Here is a 19,062-nt window from a genome sequence, read left to right as displayed (position 1 = left end):
GTGGCATCTGCAAGTAAAAACGACGTTGCCGAGACTATGCCTTCAAGTTTCGAAGTCAATGGGCGATGAATGTGAGATATCAGCCCACCCGTGAGGGGTTTGTGTTCAAGATTTGAAGGAACGGCTTCAGCGCAGTCGCTGGCTGATGACCTTCGAGACCCCGTCGCCCTGCATGGAGACGCCGTACAGGGCATCGGCGACCTCCATCGTCCGCTTCTGGTGCGTGATCACGATGAGCTGTGACGCCTCCTGCAGCTCCTGCATGATCCGGATCAGTCGCTGGAGGTTGGTGTCGTCGAGGGCGGCCTCGACCTCGTCCATGACGTAGAAGGGGCTGGGTCGAGCTTTGAAGATCGACACCAGCAACGCTACGGCGGTGAGTGAGCGCTCGCCACCGGAGAGCAGGCTCAGCCGCTTGACCTTCTTGCCCGGCGGGCGGGCCTCCACGTCCACGCCCGTGGTCAGCATGTTGTCGGGATCGGTGAGGATCAACCGCCCCTCGCCACCCGGGAACAGGCGGCTGAAGACGCCCTCGAACTGCAGGGCCGTGTCCCGGTAGGCCTCGGTGAAGACCTGCTCGACGCGCTCGTCGACCTCCTTCACCACCTGGAGCAGGTCGGCGCGGGTCTTCTTCAGGTCTTCGAGCTGCTCACTGAGGAACTTGTGACGCTCCTCCAGCGCGGAGAACTCCTCCAGCGCGAGCGGATTCACCTTGCCGAGCTGCTGGTACGCCCGCTCGGCCGCCTTGAGCCGCTTCTCCTGCTCGGCCCGGTGGAAGGTCTTGGGCAGGTTGCGCGGATGCTCGGGGTCGTCCGGGAGCTCCTCGCCCTCGGCGGCGAGCGAGGGCGGTACGAGCTGGTGGGGGCCGTACTCCTCGACCAGCCCGGCCGGTTCGATGCCGAGCTCCTCCAGCGCCTTGGTCTCCAGCTGCTCGATCCGCATCCGCTTCTCGGCGCCGAGCACCTCGCCGCGGTGCACGGAGTCCGTCAGCTTGTCGAGCTCGCCCTTGAGGTCGCGGCCGGTGGTGCGGGCGACGGTGAGCTCCTGCTCGCGCCGCGCCTTGGCCGCGTCAGCGGCGGTCCGCTCCTGATCGGCCCGGCCGAGCGACACCTCCACGTGCAGGAGCAGCTGACGCGCACCGGAGGCGACGGCCTCGGCGACGGCGGCCTCGTGGCGCAGCCGGGCGCGGCGCTGTTCGGCACGCGCGCGGGCCTCGCGTTCGGCGCGGGCGGCGCGGTCGAGGGAGTCGGCGCGGCCGGCGAGGCCCTTCACACGCTCCTCGTGCGTACGGACCTGGAGGCGGGCCTCCATCTCGGTCTGGCGGGCGTTGGCGCCGTCAGCGGCGAGACGGTCCCGTACGGAGGTGTCGGGTTCCTCCTCGACGGGCATCTCCTCGGCCACGGCCAGCCGTTCGGCGAGTTCTTCTGCGTCCTCAAGGGCCTTGTCGAGGGCGTCCTGTGCGCGGGCGGCGGCTGCGGTGGACCGCTCGGCCTCGCCGGCTGCTCCGCGGGCCTGTCCGGACAGGCGGCCCAGCTGTTGTGCGACGGCGGACTTCTCGCGGTCGGCGGCTCTGCGTCGCTCCCCCAGTGCCTCGACCTGGGCGGCGGCTTCTTTCCGTTGCTCGGCCGCGGCGTGCTGGGCCTCGGTCAACTCCTCGCAGCGGACTGCCAGGTCTTCCAGTTCGGCTGCTGCCTCGTCCACGGATGCCTGGACTTCGAGGAGGCTGGGGGCGCCTGCGGAGCCGCCGTGGGCGAAGTGGGCGCCGAGCAGATCGCCTTCGGCGGTGACGGCTGTCAACTCCGGGTGCCTGTAGACCAGTTCCTCGGCGTCCTCAAGGGTGCTGACCACGACGATGCGGTCGAGGAGGCGGCGGATCGCCGGCATGAGGTCGGAGGGGGCACGGACCAGTTCCGCCGCAGAGAGAGGGGTGTTCTGTGATGCGGCGGCTGCGGGTTCGTCGTGGCTGGTCGCGCCGTTCCTCGCGCCCCTTGGGGGCGTGTGCGTTGAGGTCGGCTCGTCGGGACCGCCTGCCAGCAGCAACGCTGCCCTGCCGCCGTCCTGTTTGCGCAGCAGGCGGATCGCGTCCGCCGCCGATGACGGGGAGGTCACCGCGATCGCGTCCGCCGCCGCACCGAATGCGGCCGCAAGCGCCACCTCGTAGCCCGGTGTCACCGTGAGGAGTTCCGCCGCCGGGCCCAGCAGGCCCGTGAGGCGGTCCTTCGCGCCCAGCAGTATTCCGGTGCCGTCCTTGCGGCGCAGGCCCATCGCCAGTGCCTCGTGGCGGGCCTGGGTCGCGGCGCGTTTACGTTCCGCCGCCGTGGTCGCCTCACGGGCTGCCGTCAGCGCCGATTCCGCCTCGGCCAGCCGCTGCTTGGCGGTGTTGTGCTGTTCGCCGAGTTCCGCGTCGTCGGCGTCCAGGCCGTCGACCTCCGCCTTGAGGGCCTCGTACTCCTCCTGGGCGGTGACGGCCCGTTCCTGGGCCTCGTCGCGGGCGGCGGCCAGGCGGTCGATCTCGGCCTGGGCGGAGGCGGCACGCGAACGGGCCGCGTTGACCTGGCCGTTCAGCCGGGCGAGGCCCTCACGGCGGTCGGCGATCGCACGGGCCACGTCCTTCAGGCGCCGTTCCTCCTGGATGAGCTCGCGCTCCAGGTCGGAGCGGTGCGCGACCGTGTCCTCCAGTGCGCGCTCGGCCGCCTCCAGGGCCGCTTCGAGCTCGGCCTCCTGCTCGCGGATCCGGGCTGCCTCGCGTTCCATGTCCTCGGGGTCGCGCCCGCGCCGCTCCTCCGGGGGCACCGAGGTGGCGCTCTTCACGCGCGCGTCGGCCAGCGAGATCGTGCCGCGCACCCGCTCGGCGAGCTGCGAGAGTTCGTACCAGGTCTGCTGGGCACGCTGGAGCCGCGGGGTGAGCTGCCGGACCTCGTCCTCAAGGAGGGCCTCACGCTGCTGGGCCTTCTTCAGCTCCGACTCGGCGGCCTCCTTGCGCTCCTTGAGCGCGGCCTCGTCGGCGACCTCGGTCTGGAGTGCGGAGCGCAGCCGTACGAGGTCGTCGGCGAGCAGGCGCAGGCGGGCGTCGCGGAGGTCGGCCTGGATGACGGCGGCCCGGCGGGCGACGGCGGCCTGCCGGCCAAGTGGCTTGAGCTGGCGGCGCAGTTCGTCGGTGAGGTCCTGCACGCGCGCGAGGTTGGCCTGCATCGCGTCCAGCTTGCGCAGCGCCTTCTCCTTGCGCTTGCGGTGCTTGAGGACGCCGGCCGCCTCCTCGATGAAGGCGCGGCGGCCCATGGGATCGGCGTGCAGGACGGAGTCGAGCTGGCCCTGGCCGACGATGACGTGCATCTCGCGGCCGATGCCGGAGTCCGACAGGAGTTCCTGGATGTCGAGGAGGCGACACGTGTCGCCGTTGATCTGGTACTCGCTGCCGCCGTTGCGGAACATGATCCGCGTGATGGTGACCTCGGCGTACTCGATGGGCAGCGCGCCGTCGGAGTTGTCGATGGTCAGGGAGACCTCGGCACGGCCCAGGGGCGGACGGCCCGTGGTGCCGGCGAAGATGACGTCCTCCATCTTGCCGCCGCGCAGCGACTTGGCGCCCTGTTCGCCCATGACCCAGCTGAGCGCGTCCACGACATTGGACTTGCCCGAGCCGTTGGGTCCGACGACACACGTGATACCCGGCTCGAACCGGAGCGTGGTCGCCGAGGCGAACGACTTGAACCCGCGGAGGGTCAGGGCCTTGAGGTGCACGCCGCTGGACTCTACCTTCCGCCGCTATCTCACTCCATGAACGTCCGGTTCCCCGCGGTTTCGCTGTTGAACGTGCAGGGCACACCAAACGTTAAAGAGGGTGGAGGGCGACGGGGGAAAGAAAGAAGGGACGCCGAAGCGTCCCTTGCAAACTCTGACAACTTAGCGGCTGATGTGGGCCACCGAACCCCTGCTGTCGTGGTGCGATGCAGTGATCAGGTGAGCGCAGGCTCCGCCTGGCGTGCGTCGATGCTCTCGAGAAGCGAGTCGTGAGAAGCGGCAGCCGTCAGCGCGTCGTTCTCCGCCTGGATCCGTCCGAGCTCGGATTCCAGGTCCTGGACGCGCTGCTGGAGCCGTCGCATCTCGGCGAGGAGTCGCGGGTCGGAACCGCCGACGTAACCGAGAAGCGCCTTTGCCATGATGGATGGTCCTCCACACTGAGTGACCGACCGAAGCGGTGTGGGTCGTGAGGGAATCGCACCCGCAGTGCCTGGCACTGTTGAGATAGTGCTGCCGTTCTCCATGCCAAACAGCTAAGGTGCGCGGGGTTTTCAGCGTCTCACCAAAAAGTTTGACGGTCAACACGATCACGCCCTGTATTGACGGGCAACCCGCTGTCGGCGGCCTGAAGACGGCGGCGCCGCGGCTCCTGCGGGGTCCTGAGGGCGTTCGATCATTCTTAGCTGCGGAGCTTCCCACGACACGGGGTTCTTGGCAACCACCAGGCCATTTCTGCTCGGGGCAGCTGCCGGTGGCATGTCCCTCCGCTTCCGCCTGGGCCGCTTTACAGAACCGGCTCAACGGATGGCGAACCCGTCGTATCCCCCACGGGGTGTGTCCCAGATCTCGGTGACACCGTCCACGCGCCCGGGCGTGTCGTCACCCTGGAGCCACCCCAGGAGCCCCTCGCACCCCTCCCGGGGGCCCTCGGCGACCACCTGAACCCGTCCGTCCGCCAAATTGAGAGCAAAACCACTCAGGGACCCGAGCTCCAGCGCCTTGGCCCGCGTGAACCAGCGGAAACCCACACCTTGGACCCGTCCCCGCACCCAGGCGACCAGCCGCACATCCTCGCTCATGAGTGCAACCTAACCGGCCAATGTCTCTCGGGGCACTCCCTCCTCTGGCGCCATGCGGTACCGTCCCCATCCAATGAATCTCATATGAAACTCACTCGATCGAGTGAGATCGCGTGAGTCGGGTCACAGCGAAGATTCCACGGCCCAGAGGTTCCGCGGATCCCGAGGTCCTATGGGTCCGCTCGACCGCAGAACGAGGAAGGCAAGGACATGGGACGCCACCGACGCTCCGCCGCCGGCCGCGCCGCCACGAGCCGCGCCACGGGGGTCACTACAAGGGACGGCTCGTACACGAGCGGCTACGACCCTCAGGAGTACTCGTACAGCTATGAAGGACCGCAGTCCTACGGCGGTGGGGCCCCGGAGTCGTTCGGGACCGGCCCCGCCACGGACAGCGAGGCGCAGACCAGGGCGTCCGCGCGCAGCGCCGCCTACCTCTTCGCCAACGAGGACGACTTCGCCACGGTCTTCCCCGACGACGGGCACTCGCCCGGCGGGGGCTCCGGGCGGGGCCGCTCGCACCGGCGGCGCAAGAAGACCGTGACGCCGGTGAAGTCCGGTCTGCTCGGGGTCTCCGCTGCGGTCGCCATCGGCACCGTCGCGGTCGCCACGGGCTCGATGCCCGGGCTCGAGAACTACAAGCTCGGCGGCGGGGGCGGCGGCGACAAGACGCAGGCCGTCGGCACACCGAGCAACTCCGCGACCGAGCAGGGCGGCACGTCCGGCAGTGCGGAGAACCGGGACGACGGCTCCTCGACGAGCCGCGACTCCGACCGCGCGGCCTCGCCGAGCACGGTTCCCTCGACCTCGCCCTCGACGGCCGCGCCGACCAAGAAGCCCACCGAGAAGCCGGTGGAGACACCGAGCGAGAAGCCGACCACCACGCCTTCGGCGAAGGAGCCGGCCCCGCCGAAGGAGACCTCCTCCCCGATCACGGTCACCGCGGAGGCCGCGGCCGAGGCGCAGGTGCTCCAGCTGGTCAACGACGAGCGGAGCAAGGCCGGCTGCAGCCCGGTGGCCGCGAACAGCGCGCTGTCGGACCTGGCCACGGCCTTCAGCGACGCGATGGCCGCACAGGGCTTCTTCGACCACACCGACCCGAGCGGGGCCACTCCGTGGGACCGCGCGGCGGCACTGGGCATCACCGGCCTCGGCGGCGAGAACATCGCCCGCGGCCAGGCCGACGCGGCCGCGGTGATGGAGGCCTGGATGAACAGCCCCGGCCACAAGGCCAACATCCTGAACTGCGACTTCAAGACCCTGGGCGTCGGCGTGCACTTCGGCGAGGGCGGCCCCTGGTGGACGCAGGACTTCGGCTACTAGATCCGCTCCGTGTCCCGGTGGACGCACATCGAAGGCAGCGCTAACTGATGGTTAGCGCTGCCTTCGAGTACGCTCGTGGTATGGACATCACGCAGGAGCCCGCGGACGTACGGGACCTCCCCTTCAGCGTGTTCGCGAAGGCGTGTCCCTCGCGCACGACGCTGGAGCACGTCACGGGACGCTGGGGCGGGCTGACGCTCGGGGCGCTGTACGAGGGTTCGCTGCGCTTCAACGAGCTGCGCCGGCGCGTCGACGGCGTGAGCGAGAAGATGCTCTCCCAGACGCTGCACGCGCTGGAGCGCGACGGCCTGGTGCACCGCGAGGCCCAGCCGACCAACCCGCCCCGCGTGGACTACGAGCTGACCCCCCTCGGCCACGAGGTCGCCGAACGCCTCCTCGGCCTCATCCACTTCGTCGAGGGCCGCATGGACGACGTCCTCGCGGCCCGCGAGCGCTACGACGGGACGCGCGGCGCCCTCTGACACGTGGGGCAGAAGTAGCTGGACCGGTTCATCCACGGGCGCCGGCGCATCGGCGTACCGCACCTCCTGCACGGCAGACCTTCACGCCCGTACGCGTCCAGCGACCGGTCGAAGTAGCCGGACTCGCCATTGACGTTGACGTAGAGGCTGTCGAAGCTGGTGCCGCCGACGGCGAGCGCCGCGTTCATCACATCCCTTACGTGGCCCAGGAGTTCGGCCGTGCGCGGGCGCGTGAAGCCGGCCGTGGGGCGTTCGTAGTGGACGCGGGCGCGCCAAAGGGCCTCGTCCGCATAGATGTTGCCGACTCCGCTGATCAACGACTGGTCCAGCAGGGCCCGTTTGATGGTCGTGCGCTTGCGGCGCAGCGCCTGGTGGAACGCCTCGTCGTCGAACAGCGGGTCGAGGGGGTCACGGGCGATGTGCGCGATGACGTCGGGCAGTCCGTCGGGGGTGTTGTCGTGCAACGACAGTCCGCCGAAGGTGCGTTGGTCTACGAAGCGGAGTTCCGTCGCGAGGTCGTCCGCGAATCTCACGCGGATCCTGAGGTGCTTCTCGTCGGGTGCGGTGTCCGGCTGGACCAGGAGCTGGCCGCTCATGCCGAGGTGCGCCAGGACCGACTGGTGGGTGTCCTCCAGGGGCAGCCACAGGTACTTGCCGCGACGGCTGGGGACGCCCACGCGATGCCCCTTGAGGCGGTGCGTGAAGTCGTCGGCACCGGTGATGTGCCGGCGTACGGCACGCGGGTGCAGCACCTCGGCGTCGGCGACGACACGATGGGCGACCCACCGCTCCAGGCCGCGCCGGACGACCTCGACCTCGGGCAACTCGGGCATCGGGACTCCCGTACCGGAAAACCGCTGTGGATGAACCGAGCGCCCGGCCCACGGAGGGGACGGGCGCTCGGGATGGCGCTGTTCGTCAGGCGGAGACGGACGACGGGCCTTCCCCGTCCTCCTCGGCGGCTTCGCCGACTGCCGGTTCGGCAGCCTTCTCGGCCTCCTGCTCGGCGGCCTGTGCGGCCGCCAGCTGGGCAGCTTCCTCGGCGGCCTTCTCGACCGCCAACGTGGCTCGCTGGTCCGCGTCGGCCCGGATGGACCGCCATGCGGACTCGGCGGCCTGCTGCTCCGCCTCCTTCTTGCTGCGGCCGGTGCCGGTGCCGTACGAGACGCCTCCGACGCGGGCGGCAGCAGTGAAGGTCTTCTCGTGATCGGGGCCGGTCTCCGTGACCAGGTACTCGGGCACGCCGAGACTTTCGGTCGCGGTGAGCTCCTGGAGACTGGTCTTCCAGTCCAGGCCGGCTCCGAGGTTCGAGGACTTCTCGATGAGCGGATCGAACAGGCGATGCACCAGTTCGGAAGCCGCGTCGAGGCCTCGGTCGAGATAGACCGCGCCGATCACCGCTTCAAGGGTGTCGGCGAGGATGGACGCCTTGTCCCGGCCGCCCGTGCCCTCTTCACCCCGGCCGAGCCGGATGAAGGAACCCAGGTCGAGACCGCGACTGACCTCCGCCAGTGCACGAGAGTTGACCACCGCGGCCCGCAACTTGGCCAGTTGGCCTTCGGGCAGGTCGGGGTGGGTCGTGTACAGCGTGTCCGTGACCACGAGGCCGAGCACGGAGTCCCCGAGGAACTCCAGCCGTTCGTTGGTCGGCAGACCGCCGTTCTCGTACGCGTAGGAACGGTGGGTCAGCGCACGCACCAGAAGGGCGGACTCGAGCTGATAGCCGAGCCGCCCTTCCAGAAGCGTGTGGGACGAGGCCGTGTTGTCCGACTTTTTCCTGGCGGTTGGGTCCGCCTTGGCGTCATCCGCCTTCTTGGCAGTGGACACGGTGCCTCTCACCAGCCGCTCAGACCTCGAGGACCTGGCGCTTGTTGTAAGTGCCGCAAGACGGGCACGCGATGTGCTGCAGCTTGGGCTCGTGGCAGCGCTCGCACGCAACCAGGTTGGGGACCGCAGCCTTCCACTGCGACCGGCGGTGGCGCGTGTTGCTGCGCGACATCTTCCGCTTCGGAACAGCCACGGCTACTTCTCCTGCTTCTCGGCGGCACGGGCTGAACGAGGCTCGTCGCCGCTCATCTTGTCCTTCTCGCCGTCTTCGAGTGAACCGGCGAGTCCCTGCAGTGCCGCCCAACGGATGTCGACGGCGTCGTGGTGGTGGTCCGGGTCGTCCGTGAGCCGCTCTCCGCACTCGGAGCACAGGCCCAGACAGTCGTCCTGGCACACCGGCTGCATCGGCAGTGCGAGCACCACCGCATCCCGCAGCACGGGTTCGAGGTCGAACAGGCCGTCCTCGATGAAGAGTCTGTCCTCGTCTTCCTCGGCGTCGTCGACCGGCTCCGCCTTGGGGCGGCCCCGGTCATCGGCGTCGGGGTAGGAGAACATCTCCTGGAATTCCGCTACGAGCGCCAGCTCGAGCGGCTCCAGACACCTTACGCACTCCCCCTCGGCCTGCGCACGGGCGGTGCCTGTGACAAGCACCCCTTCCATGACCGACTCGAGGCGGAGGTCGAGCTCCACCGGGGCGCCTTCCGGCACTCCGATGACCCCCTGGAGACCGAGGTCCTTCGGGGCGTCGATCGTGCGGGACAGCCGCTGCAGCGCGCCGGGCCGCCGCCCGAGCTCGTGAGTGTCGAACACGAGCGGGTTGCGGTGGTCTAGGCGTGCGTTGGAGGTCATTCCTGCTTTCGATCTTCAGAACTCAGAGGGACGCTGCCCATCGGTGACTCCGGGCAGCGCTGATCGCGGACGTACACGCGACCGAAGAGCCAGGATACTGGACCTTTCGCTCTCGGCCCAATCCGGATGTCCGTTACTGGCCGCGACCCTGTTCGTAGGCCCGCAGCTGCTCCGGAGTGATCATGCCGGTGTCGAAGAGGCTGGTCTCGTCCAGGGCGTACGACTGCTGGGCCTGCTGCGCCTGCTGGTCCTGGTTCGGGTCGTACGCCTGCTGCTGGGCGTCGTAGCCCTGTCCCTGGTAGGCGTAGGGGTCGGCCTGCTGCTGGTAGCCGTACGCGTCCTGCTGGCCGTAGCCCTGCTGCTGGTACTGGCCGGCGTAGGGTTCGGCCTGCTGCTGGTAGCCGTACGCCGGCTGCGGCTCGGCGTAGCCCTGCTGCTGGGCGGGCTGCTGGGGCGCCGCCGCGGCGTTCTCCTGCTCGGTGAGGGCGGTGAGGTCGGCCAGGTAGTCGGCGTCGCTGGAGTGCTGGAAGGTCGTCTGGTCGTCGGCCAGGGCACCGAGGTCGTCGGTGGCGATCCGGCCGTGCAGCTTCTGCCGGCCGCGGCCGACCGCCTCCAGGGTCTTGGCGAGCACCGCCTCGAAGGCGCCCAGCTTGACGTCCACGTAGGAGTCGGCGTCCTTGCGCAGGGTCTCCGGGTCGTGGCTGCGCTCGGGGGCGTCCTCGTCCTCGTAGCCCTGCTCGTCCAGGCCGGGGCCGGTGCCGAGCAGCTTCTCGCGGCCGCGGCCGACCGAGCCGAGGGTCTTGGTGAGGACGACCTCGAAGTTGGCGAGTTTGGAGTCGACGTAGTCGTCGGCCTCCGCGCGCACGTCCTCGGCCTCCTTGCGGGCCTCGTCGAGGATGCGGTCGGCCTCCGCCTGGGAGCGCCGGGCGATCTCGGTGTCGGAGATCAGGGAGCCGCGCTGGGCGTGCGCGTGCTGGATGATCTGCTCGGCCTCCTGGCGGGCCGACTCGACCATGTGGTCGCGGTCGCCGATCAGCTCCTGGGCCTGGGCGAGCGAGCCGGGCAGCGCCTGACGCAACTCCTCGAGCTGCGCGAGCAGTTCGGCGCGGTTGACCACGCACGACGCCGACATGGGCATGGACCGGGCGCCCGAGACCGAGGCCACGATCTCGTCGAGCTTCTTCTGCACGTCCACCTGTACGTCCACCGGTGCTCGCCACTCTCTACAGCTGGGTTGGAGACGGACGGGAAGACTGTAGCCCCATCAGCCCTTGCGCAGGCGCTTGTCCAGAGCCTCCAGGACCAACGGCGGCACCAGGTGCGAGACATCGCCGCCCCAGGTCGCCACCTCCTTGACCAGCGAGGAGGAGAGGAAGCTGTAGGTGGGGTTGGTCGGCACGAAGAGGGTCTCCACGCCGGACAGGCCGTTGTTCATCTGCGCCATCTGCAACTCGTAGTCGAAGTCGCTGACGGCCCGCAGTCCCTTGACGATCGCCGGGATGTCGCGCTGCTTGCAGAAGTCGACGAGGAGGCCGTGGAAGGCCTCGACGCGTACGTTGCCGTAGTCGGCGGTGACCTCGCGGATCAGGTCGATCCGCTCCTCGATCTCGAACAGGCCCTTCTTGGACTTGTTGATCATCACCGCGACGTAGACCTCGTCGTAGAGGCGGGAGGCGCGGGAGATGATGTCGAGGTGTCCATTGGTGATCGGGTCGAACGACCCGGGACAGACGGCACGGCGCACTTGTGGTCCCTCGCTCTCCGGTCCGGTCATCGTGCGTCTTCGCACGTAGAGGCGGCGCGACCGTACCAAAACGTCCCCTCGCCGTAGCGACGGGCCCTGATCGCTTCGAATCCGTCCGGCCACCGGAATTCGCCACCTCTGGTGCTGCGCTCAACGGTGACGAGCGCCTCCGGCGTGAGCCAGCCCCCGGTGCGGAGTGTGAGGAGAATCTCCCGAAGATCGTGATCCGTGACACGGTACGGAGGGTCCAGGAAAACGAGGTCGTACGGGGCCGTCGGCGCCGGTGACTGGATGATCTGTTCTGCCTTGCCCGCTCTCACCTCGGCGCCCGGGAGGCCCAGGTTCTTGACGTTCTCCTTGATGGTGCGGGCGGCTCTGGCGTCCGCCTCGACCAGGAGGGTGTGGCTCGCGCCCCTTGAGATCGCCTCCAGGCCGATGGCTCCTGAGCCGGCGTAGAGGTCGAGGACGCGGGTCCCTTCCAGGGGGGCGCCGAGGAGGGACTGCCAGGTGGAGAAGAGGCCTTCTTTGGCGCGGTCGGAGGTGGGGCGGGTACCGGTCCCTGGCGGGACTGCCAGGCGGCGTCCGCCGGCTTCGCCTGCGATCACGCGGGTCATCTTTGGTCCTTGGTCGTGGACGGCTTCAGGTTCAGTGTGGCTGGTCGCGCAGTTCCCCGCGCCCCTGGGGGGGTGTGCCTCTAGCCCTTTTCCAGGTACTGCTCCCTCTCCTCGTCCAAGAGGGCGTCCAGAGCCGTCCTCAGGCCTGGGAACCCCGTCAGCTCCGGATCCGCCGCCACTACCGCCGTCGCTTCCGCCCTCGCCTCCGCGATGACCTCCTCGTCCTCGATGACCGCGAGGACGCGGAGGCTGGAGCGGGCACCGGACTGGGCCTGGCCCAGGACGTCGCCCTCCCGGCGTTGTTCCAGGTCGATGCGGGAGAGTTCGAAGCCGTCGGTGGTGGACGCGACCGCGGTCAGGCGCTGGCGGGCGGGGCTGGCCTCGGGCATCTCGGTGACCAGGAGGCAGAGGCCGGGGGCGGAGCCTCGGCCGACCCGGCCGCGGAGCTGGTGGAGCTGCGAGACGCCGAAGCGGTCGGCGTCCATGATCACCATCGCCGTGGCGTTCGGAACGTTCACGCCGACCTCGATGACCGTCGTGGCGACCAGGACGTCGGTGTCGCCCGCGGCGAAGCGGCGCATGACCGCGTCCTTGTCGTCGGGGTGCATCCGGCCGTGCAGGACCTCGACCGAGAGGCCCTGGAGGGGGCCCTTGGCGAGCTGGTCGGCCACGTCCAGGACGGCCAGGGGCGGGCGCTTCTCGGCCTCGTCCTCGGGGGACTTCTTCTTGGCGGCCTTCTTGGGGTCGCCCTGTCCGTCGGCGTCGTCGCCGATGCGGGGGCAGACGACGTACGCCTGATGGCCGTTCTCCACCTCCTCGCGCACGCGCTCCCACGCGCGCGCCAGGAAGTGGGGTTTGTCGGCGGCCGGGACGACGTGGGTGGCGATGGGTGAGCGGCCGGCGGGGAGCTGGTCGAGGACCGAGGTCTCCAGGTCGCCGAAGACCGTCATGGCGACCGTGCGCGGGATGGGGGTGGCCGTCATGACCAGCAGGTGCGGGGGCTGCTTGCCCTTGCCGCGCAGGGCGTCCCGCTGCTCGACGCCGAAGCGGTGCTGTTCGTCCACCACGACCAGACCGAGGTCGTGGAACTGGACCTTGTCCTCGATCAACGCGTGCGTGCCGATCACGATGCCGGCCTCACCGGTGACGAGATCGAGCAGGGCCTGCCGGCGACCGGCCATGCCCATGGACCCGGTGAGCAGCACCACCTTGGTGGCCGTCTCGGCACCGCCCAGCATGCCGCCCTCGGCCAGCTCCCCCATCATCTCGACGATGGACCGGTGATGCTGCTGAGCGAGCACCTCGGTGGGGGCGAGCATCGCGGCCTGTCCCCCGGCGTCGACGACGGCGAGCATGGCGCGGAGGGCCACCATCGTTTTCCCGCTTCCGACTTCCCCTTGCAGCAGCCGGTGCATCGGGTGGTCCGTCGCCAGGTCGTCGAAGATCTCCTTCGAGACCTTCTGCTGGCCTTCGGTGAGGGTGAAGGGGAGGCGGTCGTCGAAGGACGTGAGGAGGCCGTCGGGGGACGGTTCGCGGGGGACCGCCGGGAGTTGGGCGTCGGCGTGGCGGCGGCGGGCGAGGGCCACCTGGAGGACGAAGGCCTCGTCCCACTTGAGGCGGGCGCGGGCGTCGGCGATGTCGGCCTGGGTGCGGGGGCGGTGGATCTTGAGGAGGGCCTCGGGGAGGGAGACCAGGCCGCGGCCCTCGCGCAGGGTGTCCGGGAGGGGGTCGATGGCCTCCTGGGCGCTGGGCAGCACCGTCTGGATCGCCTTGCCAATCTTCCAGGACTCCATCTTGGCGGTGGCGGGGTAGAGCGGGATGAGGGCGCCGGCCCAGGTCTCGACCGGTTCGTCGGCCTCGTCGGGGTCTCCGTGCAGCAACTCGTAGGCGGGGTGCGCCAGTTGGAGGCGGCGGTTGAAGACGGAGACCTTGCCCGCGAACATCGCGCGCGTGCCCGGCAGGAGGTCCTTGTGGGGCTTGTGCACGCCGTTGCCGAAGAAGACCAGCTGGATCCGGCCGCTGCCGTCGGTGATCGTGACTTCGAGGCGCTGGCCCTTGCCGCGCGGCGCCCTGGACGAGGCGAAGGTGTGCAGGCGGGCGTCGGCGACCTGGGCGACCACTGTGACGTGCTCGTCCATGGGGAGTTCGGCCAGGTGTGTGAGCTGGCCCCGCTCCTCGTATCTGCGCGGGTAGTGGTGCAGGAGGTCGCCTACGGTGTGCAGGCCGAGATGCTCGGCCATCACCTTCGCGGTGGCGGGGCCGAGCACCGATTTCAGTGGCTGGTGCAGCGGTTCTTTCAGTGCGGGCACGAGATCCATTGCACACCACGTCACTGACATTGCCGTATACGTCTGGGGAAACCCCTGGTCAGACGGCTCGTTCGGGCTCTAGGATGGCGCGCTCCGGCCATCCCCCGCGGTCACCACCCCAACCAGGGACCGCCCGACCCCGCGCCGTGCGTAAGTTCCCCCCAGCGGCGCTGTGACGATGGACTCCCAGACCTCACAGTCATCCCAGCCGTCCCAGCCACCTCACACGTTCCAGGTCGACCTGCGTGGCCTGGTGGACCTGCTCTCGCACCACCTCTACTCCAGCCCCAAGGTCTACCTCCGCGAGCTGCTGCAGAACGCGGTGGACGCCATCACCGCCCGGCGCGCGGAGCAGCCCGACGCCCCGGCGCGGGTACGGCTGTTCGCCGAGGCGGGCGTCCTGCGGGTCGAGGACACCGGTGTGGGGCTCACCGAGGCGGACGTGCACAACCTGCTCGCGACCATCGGGCGCAGTTCCAAGCGCGCCGAGGGGCTGGAGGCGGCCCGCTCCGACTTCCTCGGGCAGTTCGGCATCGGCCTGCTGGCCTGTTTCGTCGTCGCCGAGCGGATCCGGGTGGTCAGCCGCAGCGCGCGGACGCCGGACGCGGCCCCCGTGGAGTGGACGGCGAGCGACGACGGTTCGTACACCGTGCGGACGCTGCCGCACGAGGCGCGGCCCGAACCGGGCACCACCGTGCACCTGGTGGCACGGGCGGGCGCCGCCGAGTGGCTCGCCCCCGCGCGCGTGCTCACGCTGGCCCGGGACTTCGGGGCGCTGCTGCCGTACGACGTCCGGGTCGGCGACGAGGCGGTCACCGATCTGCCGGCGCCCTGGGACCGCTCCTACCCCTCCCCCGCCAACCGCAGGGTGGCCCTGGCCCGGCACTGTCACGACCTGTTCGGCTTCACGCCGCTCGACTCGATCGAGCTGGCCGTGCCGCTGGCCGGCATCCGCGGGGTGGCGTACGTGCTGCCGTCGGCGGTGAGTCCGGCGCAGCGGGCGAGTCACCGGGTGCACCTGAAGGGCATGTTGCTGACCGAGCGGGCCGAACAGCTGCTGCCGGACTGGGCGTTCTTCGTGCGCTGCGTGCTGGACACGGACAGTCTGCGGCCGACGGCCTCGCGCGAGTCGCTGTACGAGGACGAGACGCTGGCGGCGGTACGGGACGCGCTGGGCGAGCGGATCCGGTCCTGGCTGACGGGTCTGGCGGCCGGCGATCCGGAGCGGCTCTCGGCGTTCCTCTCGGTGCACCACCTGGGCGTGAAGTCGCTCGCGCGGCACGACAAGGAGATGCTGCGCACGATGCTGCCGTGGCTGCCCTTCGAGACGACCGACGGCCGGTTGTCCCTGGAGGAGTTCGCGCAGCGGCACCCGGTGGTGCACTTCACGCGCACGGTGGAGGAGTACCGGCAGGTCGCGCCGATCGCGTCCGCGCAGGGCGTCGGGGTCGTCAACGGCGGTTACACGTACGACAGCGAGCTGGTGGAGGCGCTGCCGTCGGTGCGGCCCGGGACCGTCGTCGCCGAGCTGGACGCGGACACCGTGACCGCGCACCTGGACACGGTCGACCCGGCGGAGGAGCTGGCCCTGTCGGGCTTCCTGGCGGCCGCGCGGGCCAAGCTCGACCCCTTGGGCTGTGACGTCGTCCTGCGCGCCTTCCACCCGCTCTCCGTGCCCGCGCTGCACCTGGACGACCGGGAGGCCCGACACGAACAGGCCCGCGCGGCGGCCGAGGAGAGCGCCGACGACCTGTGGGCGGGCATCCTCGGCTCCCTGCGCGGCAGCACGCCACGCGCGCGTCTGGTGCTCAACCACCTCAACCCGCTGATCCGCAGGATCAGTTCGATCGGCGATCCCGAACTCGTCGGCACGGCCACGGAGTCGCTGTACGGACAGGCGCTCCTGATGGCCCAGCGTCCACTGCGGCCGGCGGACACCGCGCTGTTGAACCGGTCGTTCATCGGCCTGCTGGAATGGGCCACCCATGGCGAAGCCGACCACGGACCCGGCTCCGACTCCGACACCGCGGGGGGCGGTCACTGATGAGTGAGATCACCGATTTCGACTCGCTGCGCCAGGAGATGGCGGAGAACTCCGAACGGCCCGAGGGACCGGCCCGCAACGCACGCGCGGAGCAACTGCTCGCCGAGGCCGAGAAGTTGAACATCCCGCTGGCCGTGATCGAGGCGCTCGGGCACCAGTTGAAGGTCTACAACTACAGCTCCGAGAAGGACAAGATGTTCGTCCCCTTCGCGCGTCTGCTGCGCATGTGGGACGAGCGGCCCGAGGACTTCGACGAGTACGAGACGCACTCGCTGCACTGGGTCTTCAAGTGGATGTCGTCCGGCATGCTCGACCAGCCGCACGTCCCGCTCGCCTCCATCGAGAAGTGGCTCGGCGAGATGGAGCACCGCTACCGGCTCGCCGGGCACTCCGAACGGGCGGTGCGCAGCGCCGAGTTCAGCGTGGCCGCGCACATCGGTGACATCCCGCGCGCGGAGCGGGCGTTCGACGCGTGGCTGGCGGCGGACCGGGACAGCATGGCCGACTGCCACGCGTGCGAGTTGCAGGGGCAGGGCTGGTGGCAGGCGGAGCGCGGCCGGGACGAGGCGGCCCTTGAGCTGCTGCGGCCGGTCCTGGAGGGCGAGTTCACCTGCGCCCACGAGCCGCACACCGCGCTGGCCTCCTCCCTGACTCCCCTGCTGCGCCTGGGCCGCACGGACGAGGCGCGTGCGAACCATCTGCGGGGCTTCCGGCTGGTGCGCTCCATGGAGAGCATGCGGGGCGCGTACGCGGACCACGTGGAGTTCTGCGCGCTGACGGGCAACGAGGCGCGCGGACTTGAGCTGCTCGCCGAGCGCCCTGCGTACTTCACGGACGCCGGACAGCCGCGCAGCAGGCTCGACTTCCTGTCGGTGGTGGCGCTCCTCATGGACCGGCTGGCGGAACTCGGCCTCGGCGAGCGGCAGGTACCGGGACCGCCCGGCCGGACCTGGACCGCGCGCGAACTCGCCCCGCACGCACGCGCGGAGGCCCTCGCCCTCGCGGCCCGGTTCGACGAACGCAACGGCACGCCGTACGTCAGCGAGCGGGCACGCACGCGTATGGAGCAACGCCCGTTGGTGGACCGGCTGCCGCTCGGCGTACGCGCGACCCGCCCCGCGTCCGTGACGCCGACCGCGGTGCCGGTCGCCGAGTCCGCCGCGGAACCGGACCTGCCCGCCCTCCTGGCCGAGGCGCGGCGGCTGTCCGACACCCTCCGGCCGAACGCCGTCCCGGCCTGGGCGGCGGTCGCGCGGGCCGCCGAGGGCGTCGAGCTGGACGCCCGCGACCGCGCGGAGATCGTCGACCACGAGGCGATGGACCGGGGCCCCGAGGGCGCCGAACTGTTCGAGCGGGCCGCCGAGTTGTACGCCGAGGCGGGCGACCCCGGCGAGGCCCTCGCGGCACGCGCGCGTGCGGCCTACATCCGCGCCCTGTCCGGCCGGGTCGACGAAGCCGTAGCGGTGGTCACCGGCCTCTACGACGAGGTCCTCGCGCTCTACGCCGACGAGGCCACCGGCGTACGGCAGACGGCGTCGGTGCTGATGGGCCGGGCCCGGATCCTGATGCGGCGGGCGCATGAGGCGGGCGAGACGGGCGAGGGCGCCGACGAAACGGTCCTCGGTGCCGCCGATGCCGCCGTGCGGGAGTTGCTCGCGCTGGTCGACGGGCGGGGCGAGGGCGATGTGCGGCTGGCGTCCCGGACCGCCGAGGGCCAGGCCATGCTGGCGGAACTGGCGCTTCAGAGCGGCGAGTTGGAGACGTCCGCGAAGCTGTTCGGGCAGGCCTCGGAGAGGTTCGTGACGGCGGGGCTGCCGTGGTTCGCGGTGGAGTACGAGGCACGGTTGGCCGGGCTTGCGCACCATCTGGGCGATGTCGCGGAGGCGGAGCGGGCGCTGCGGGCGGCGCTGGAGCACGGCGGGGCGCATCTGGAGGCCGTCGGGCGGGCCCAGCTGCACCTCCAGCTCGGCGAGGTGCTCAGTGGCCGGGGAGAGCTTCAGGAGGCCGCCGAGCACTCCCTGGAGGCCGCGCACTGGGCCGACGAGGCGGGCGAGGGCCGGACGCTGGGCGCCCTGGCACGGCACCAGCTCGGCGGGGTGCTGCTGCGCCGGCAGCGGTGGGCCGAGGCCGCGGAGGTGCTGGAGTCGGCGCTGCCCGACCTGACCGCGGAGACGCACGGCGACGGCGCGATCGTCCAGACGCAGTGGTGGCTCGGCGACTGCCTGAGCGAGCTGGGCGAACACCGTGCGGCGGCCGAACGCCGGTTGCAGGCCGCCGAGATCGCCCGGCACTGGCCCGAGCAGCAGGACCACGCGACGCTGGCGCACCTCGCCGCCGAGTCCCTCGGCAACGCGGGGCTGCCCGCCGAGGCGGACCAGGCGTACGCGCGCGCGGGCGACCTGTGGCAGTCGCTCGGCAACGTCCACGGACTGGTCCGCTCGTTGCGCGCCCGCGCGTGGCTCGCGCTGCGGGTGGAGGACGAGGACGGGAGGGCCGCGGCACGGGAGTTCATGGCAGCCGCGGTCCACGCCTGCGAGGACGCCCTGGGCGACGGCGTGGACGACGACACGGCACGGCTGCGGCTCGTCGCCGAACTCGGCCACACCCACCGCCAGTTCGGCGACCTGCTGGCCCGCTCCGCCGCCGAGGACGCCGACGACGAGGCGATCCGGGCGACGCTCGAAGCGGCCCTGGCCCAGGTCGCCGAGGCGATCGCGGTCTTCGTCCCGCTCGGCGACGGCGCCCTGGACAGCCGCACCGGCGCCGAACTGGCCGCCGGCTGGCTGGAGTCCGACCTCAGCCGCCCGACCCGCGCGGCGGCCCGTGCCCGTTCGGTCCTTTCGGCGTACGACGGCTCCACCGAGGAGGACCCGACGACCCAGGCCCGCCGGGCGGAGGCGGAGCAGTTGCTTCAGGTGGTGCTCGAACAGGAGAACGGCTGACGCGCGCAGCACGGGGCGAGCGGCCGCCACGGAGGGCGAGCGGGCCGTGTGATGGGTGGGAGCGTCGGAGTTCTTGCCGGTCGCCGGGCTCAACAGGGCTGTTGGGCA

General features: G+C 70.6%; 15 protein-coding genes. 4 read left to right on the top strand and 11 right to left on the bottom strand.

Translation table 11 applies throughout. The features are described from left to right. Positions 1–126 precede the first annotated feature (126 nt). From smc to ACIP6U_RS27100, 3 genes are all read right to left on the bottom strand, one after another. The gene (smc, locus tag ACIP6U_RS27110) at positions 127–3,741 is read right to left on the bottom strand and encodes a chromosome segregation protein SMC (RefSeq protein WP_401722763.1); all 3,615 of its coding nucleotides are present in this window, start codon (positions 3,739–3,741) and stop codon (positions 127–129) included. 215 nt (positions 3,742–3,956) lie between these two features. Further along, positions 3,957–4,160, bottom strand: coding sequence for a hypothetical protein (locus ACIP6U_RS27105; RefSeq protein WP_079659246.1), 204 nt, complete (start codon positions 4,158–4,160; stop codon positions 3,957–3,959). Positions 4,161–4,538: 378 nt separating this feature from the next. After that, positions 4,539–4,820, bottom strand: coding sequence for an acylphosphatase (locus ACIP6U_RS27100; protein ID WP_123997486.1), 282 nt, complete (start codon positions 4,818–4,820; stop codon positions 4,539–4,541). 210 nt (positions 4,821–5,030) lie between these two features. Between ACIP6U_RS27100 and ACIP6U_RS27095 the strand changes: the two genes are divergently transcribed. Next, complete coding sequence (locus tag ACIP6U_RS27095) at positions 5,031–6,143, top strand: CAP domain-containing protein (RefSeq protein WP_401722759.1); 1,113 nt, start codon at positions 5,031–5,033, stop codon at positions 6,141–6,143. 80 nt (positions 6,144–6,223) lie between these two features. Next, entirely contained in the window at positions 6,224–6,625 is a 402-nt protein-coding gene (locus ACIP6U_RS27090) for a winged helix-turn-helix transcriptional regulator (protein ID WP_401722756.1), read from the top strand. On the opposite strand, the gene mutM is transcribed toward ACIP6U_RS27090, so the two are convergent. From mutM to recG, 8 genes are all read right to left on the bottom strand, one after another. Beyond that, the gene (gene mutM, locus ACIP6U_RS27085) at positions 6,598–7,458 is read right to left on the bottom strand and encodes a bifunctional DNA-formamidopyrimidine glycosylase/DNA-(apurinic or apyrimidinic site) lyase (protein WP_401722754.1); all 861 of its coding nucleotides are present in this window, start codon (positions 7,456–7,458) and stop codon (positions 6,598–6,600) included. The two genes, ACIP6U_RS27090 and mutM, sit on opposite strands and share 28 nt — an antisense overlap. A gap of 85 nt (positions 7,459–7,543) precedes the next feature. After that, on the bottom strand, positions 7,544–8,464 hold the full coding sequence (gene rnc / locus ACIP6U_RS27080) for a ribonuclease III (protein WP_401722751.1): 921 nt from the start codon (positions 8,462–8,464) through the stop codon (positions 7,544–7,546). 7 nt (positions 8,465–8,471) lie between these two features. Then, a complete protein-coding gene (gene rpmF / locus ACIP6U_RS27075) occupies positions 8,472–8,645 on the bottom strand; it encodes a 50S ribosomal protein L32 (RefSeq protein ID WP_073491177.1) in 174 nt (57 codons plus the stop codon). 2 nt (positions 8,646–8,647) lie between these two features. Further along, on the bottom strand, positions 8,648–9,301 hold the full coding sequence (locus ACIP6U_RS27070; RefSeq protein ID WP_401722748.1) for a YceD family protein: 654 nt from the start codon (positions 9,299–9,301) through the stop codon (positions 8,648–8,650). A gap of 133 nt (positions 9,302–9,434) precedes the next feature. Next, positions 9,435–10,496 (bottom strand): ATP synthase F0 subunit B, encoded by a 1,062-nt coding sequence (locus ACIP6U_RS27065; protein ID WP_401723109.1) that lies wholly within the window; start codon positions 10,494–10,496, stop codon positions 9,435–9,437. A gap of 69 nt (positions 10,497–10,565) precedes the next feature. Further along, the gene (gene coaD, locus ACIP6U_RS27060; protein WP_280880318.1) at positions 10,566–11,045 is read right to left on the bottom strand and encodes a pantetheine-phosphate adenylyltransferase; all 480 of its coding nucleotides are present in this window, start codon (positions 11,043–11,045) and stop codon (positions 10,566–10,568) included. A gap of 26 nt (positions 11,046–11,071) precedes the next feature. Beyond that, on the bottom strand, positions 11,072–11,659 hold the full coding sequence (gene rsmD / locus ACIP6U_RS27055; RefSeq protein WP_401722745.1) for a 16S rRNA (guanine(966)-N(2))-methyltransferase RsmD: 588 nt from the start codon (positions 11,657–11,659) through the stop codon (positions 11,072–11,074). An 80-nt stretch (positions 11,660–11,739) separates the two neighbouring features. Next, positions 11,740–13,977 (bottom strand): ATP-dependent DNA helicase RecG, encoded by a 2,238-nt coding sequence (gene recG / locus ACIP6U_RS27050; protein WP_401722742.1) that lies wholly within the window; start codon positions 13,975–13,977, stop codon positions 11,740–11,742. A gap of 169 nt (positions 13,978–14,146) precedes the next feature. On the opposite strand from recG, the gene ACIP6U_RS27045 reads away from it, so the two are divergent. Beyond that, positions 14,147–16,012: an HSP90 family protein gene (locus ACIP6U_RS27045; RefSeq protein ID WP_401722740.1), complete on the top strand. Its 1,866-nt coding sequence runs from the start codon at positions 14,147–14,149 to the stop codon at positions 16,010–16,012. Next, entirely contained in the window at positions 16,012–18,954 is a 2,943-nt protein-coding gene (locus ACIP6U_RS27040; RefSeq protein ID WP_401722737.1) for a tetratricopeptide repeat protein, read from the top strand. The genes ACIP6U_RS27045 and ACIP6U_RS27040 overlap by 1 nt, the downstream gene beginning before the upstream one ends. Positions 18,955–19,062 lie beyond the last annotated feature (108 nt).

The sequence above is a fragment of the Streptomyces sp. NPDC088794 genome (assembly GCF_044750545.1).
Taxonomy (GTDB): domain Bacteria; phylum Actinomycetota; class Actinomycetes; order Streptomycetales; family Streptomycetaceae; genus Streptomyces.
Note: the sequence above shows the minus strand (reverse complement) of the source record. Positions and strands in the feature narration are given on the sequence as shown.

Bases quoted from the DNA above. Each gene is read 5' to 3' on its own strand.
- ACIP6U_RS27105 (WP_079659246.1), bottom strand. From the start codon at position 4,160: ATGGCAAAGGCGCTTCTCGGTTACGTCGGCGGTTCCGACCCGCGACTC.
- mutM (WP_401722754.1), bottom strand. From the start codon at position 7,458: ATGCCCGAGTTGCCCGAGGTCGAGGTCGTCCGGCGCGGCCTGGAGCGG.
- ACIP6U_RS27090 (WP_401722756.1), top strand. From the start codon at position 6,224: ATGGACATCACGCAGGAGCCCGCGGACGTACGGGACCTCCCCTTCAGC.
- recG (WP_401722742.1), bottom strand. From the start codon at position 13,977: ATGGATCTCGTGCCCGCACTGAAAGAACCGCTGCACCAGCCACTGAAA.
- ACIP6U_RS27100 (WP_123997486.1), bottom strand. From the start codon at position 4,820: ATGAGCGAGGATGTGCGGCTGGTCGCCTGGGTGCGGGGACGGGTCCAA.
- ACIP6U_RS27070 (WP_401722748.1), bottom strand. From the start codon at position 9,301: ATGACCTCCAACGCACGCCTAGACCACCGCAACCCGCTCGTGTTCGAC.
- rsmD (WP_401722745.1), bottom strand. From the start codon at position 11,659: ATGACCCGCGTGATCGCAGGCGAAGCCGGCGGACGCCGCCTGGCAGTC.
- ACIP6U_RS27040 (WP_401722737.1), top strand. From the start codon at position 16,012: ATGAGTGAGATCACCGATTTCGACTCGCTGCGCCAGGAGATGGCGGAG.
- ACIP6U_RS27045 (WP_401722740.1), top strand. From the start codon at position 14,147: ATGGACTCCCAGACCTCACAGTCATCCCAGCCGTCCCAGCCACCTCAC.
- ACIP6U_RS27095 (WP_401722759.1), top strand. From the start codon at position 5,031: ATGGGACGCCACCGACGCTCCGCCGCCGGCCGCGCCGCCACGAGCCGC.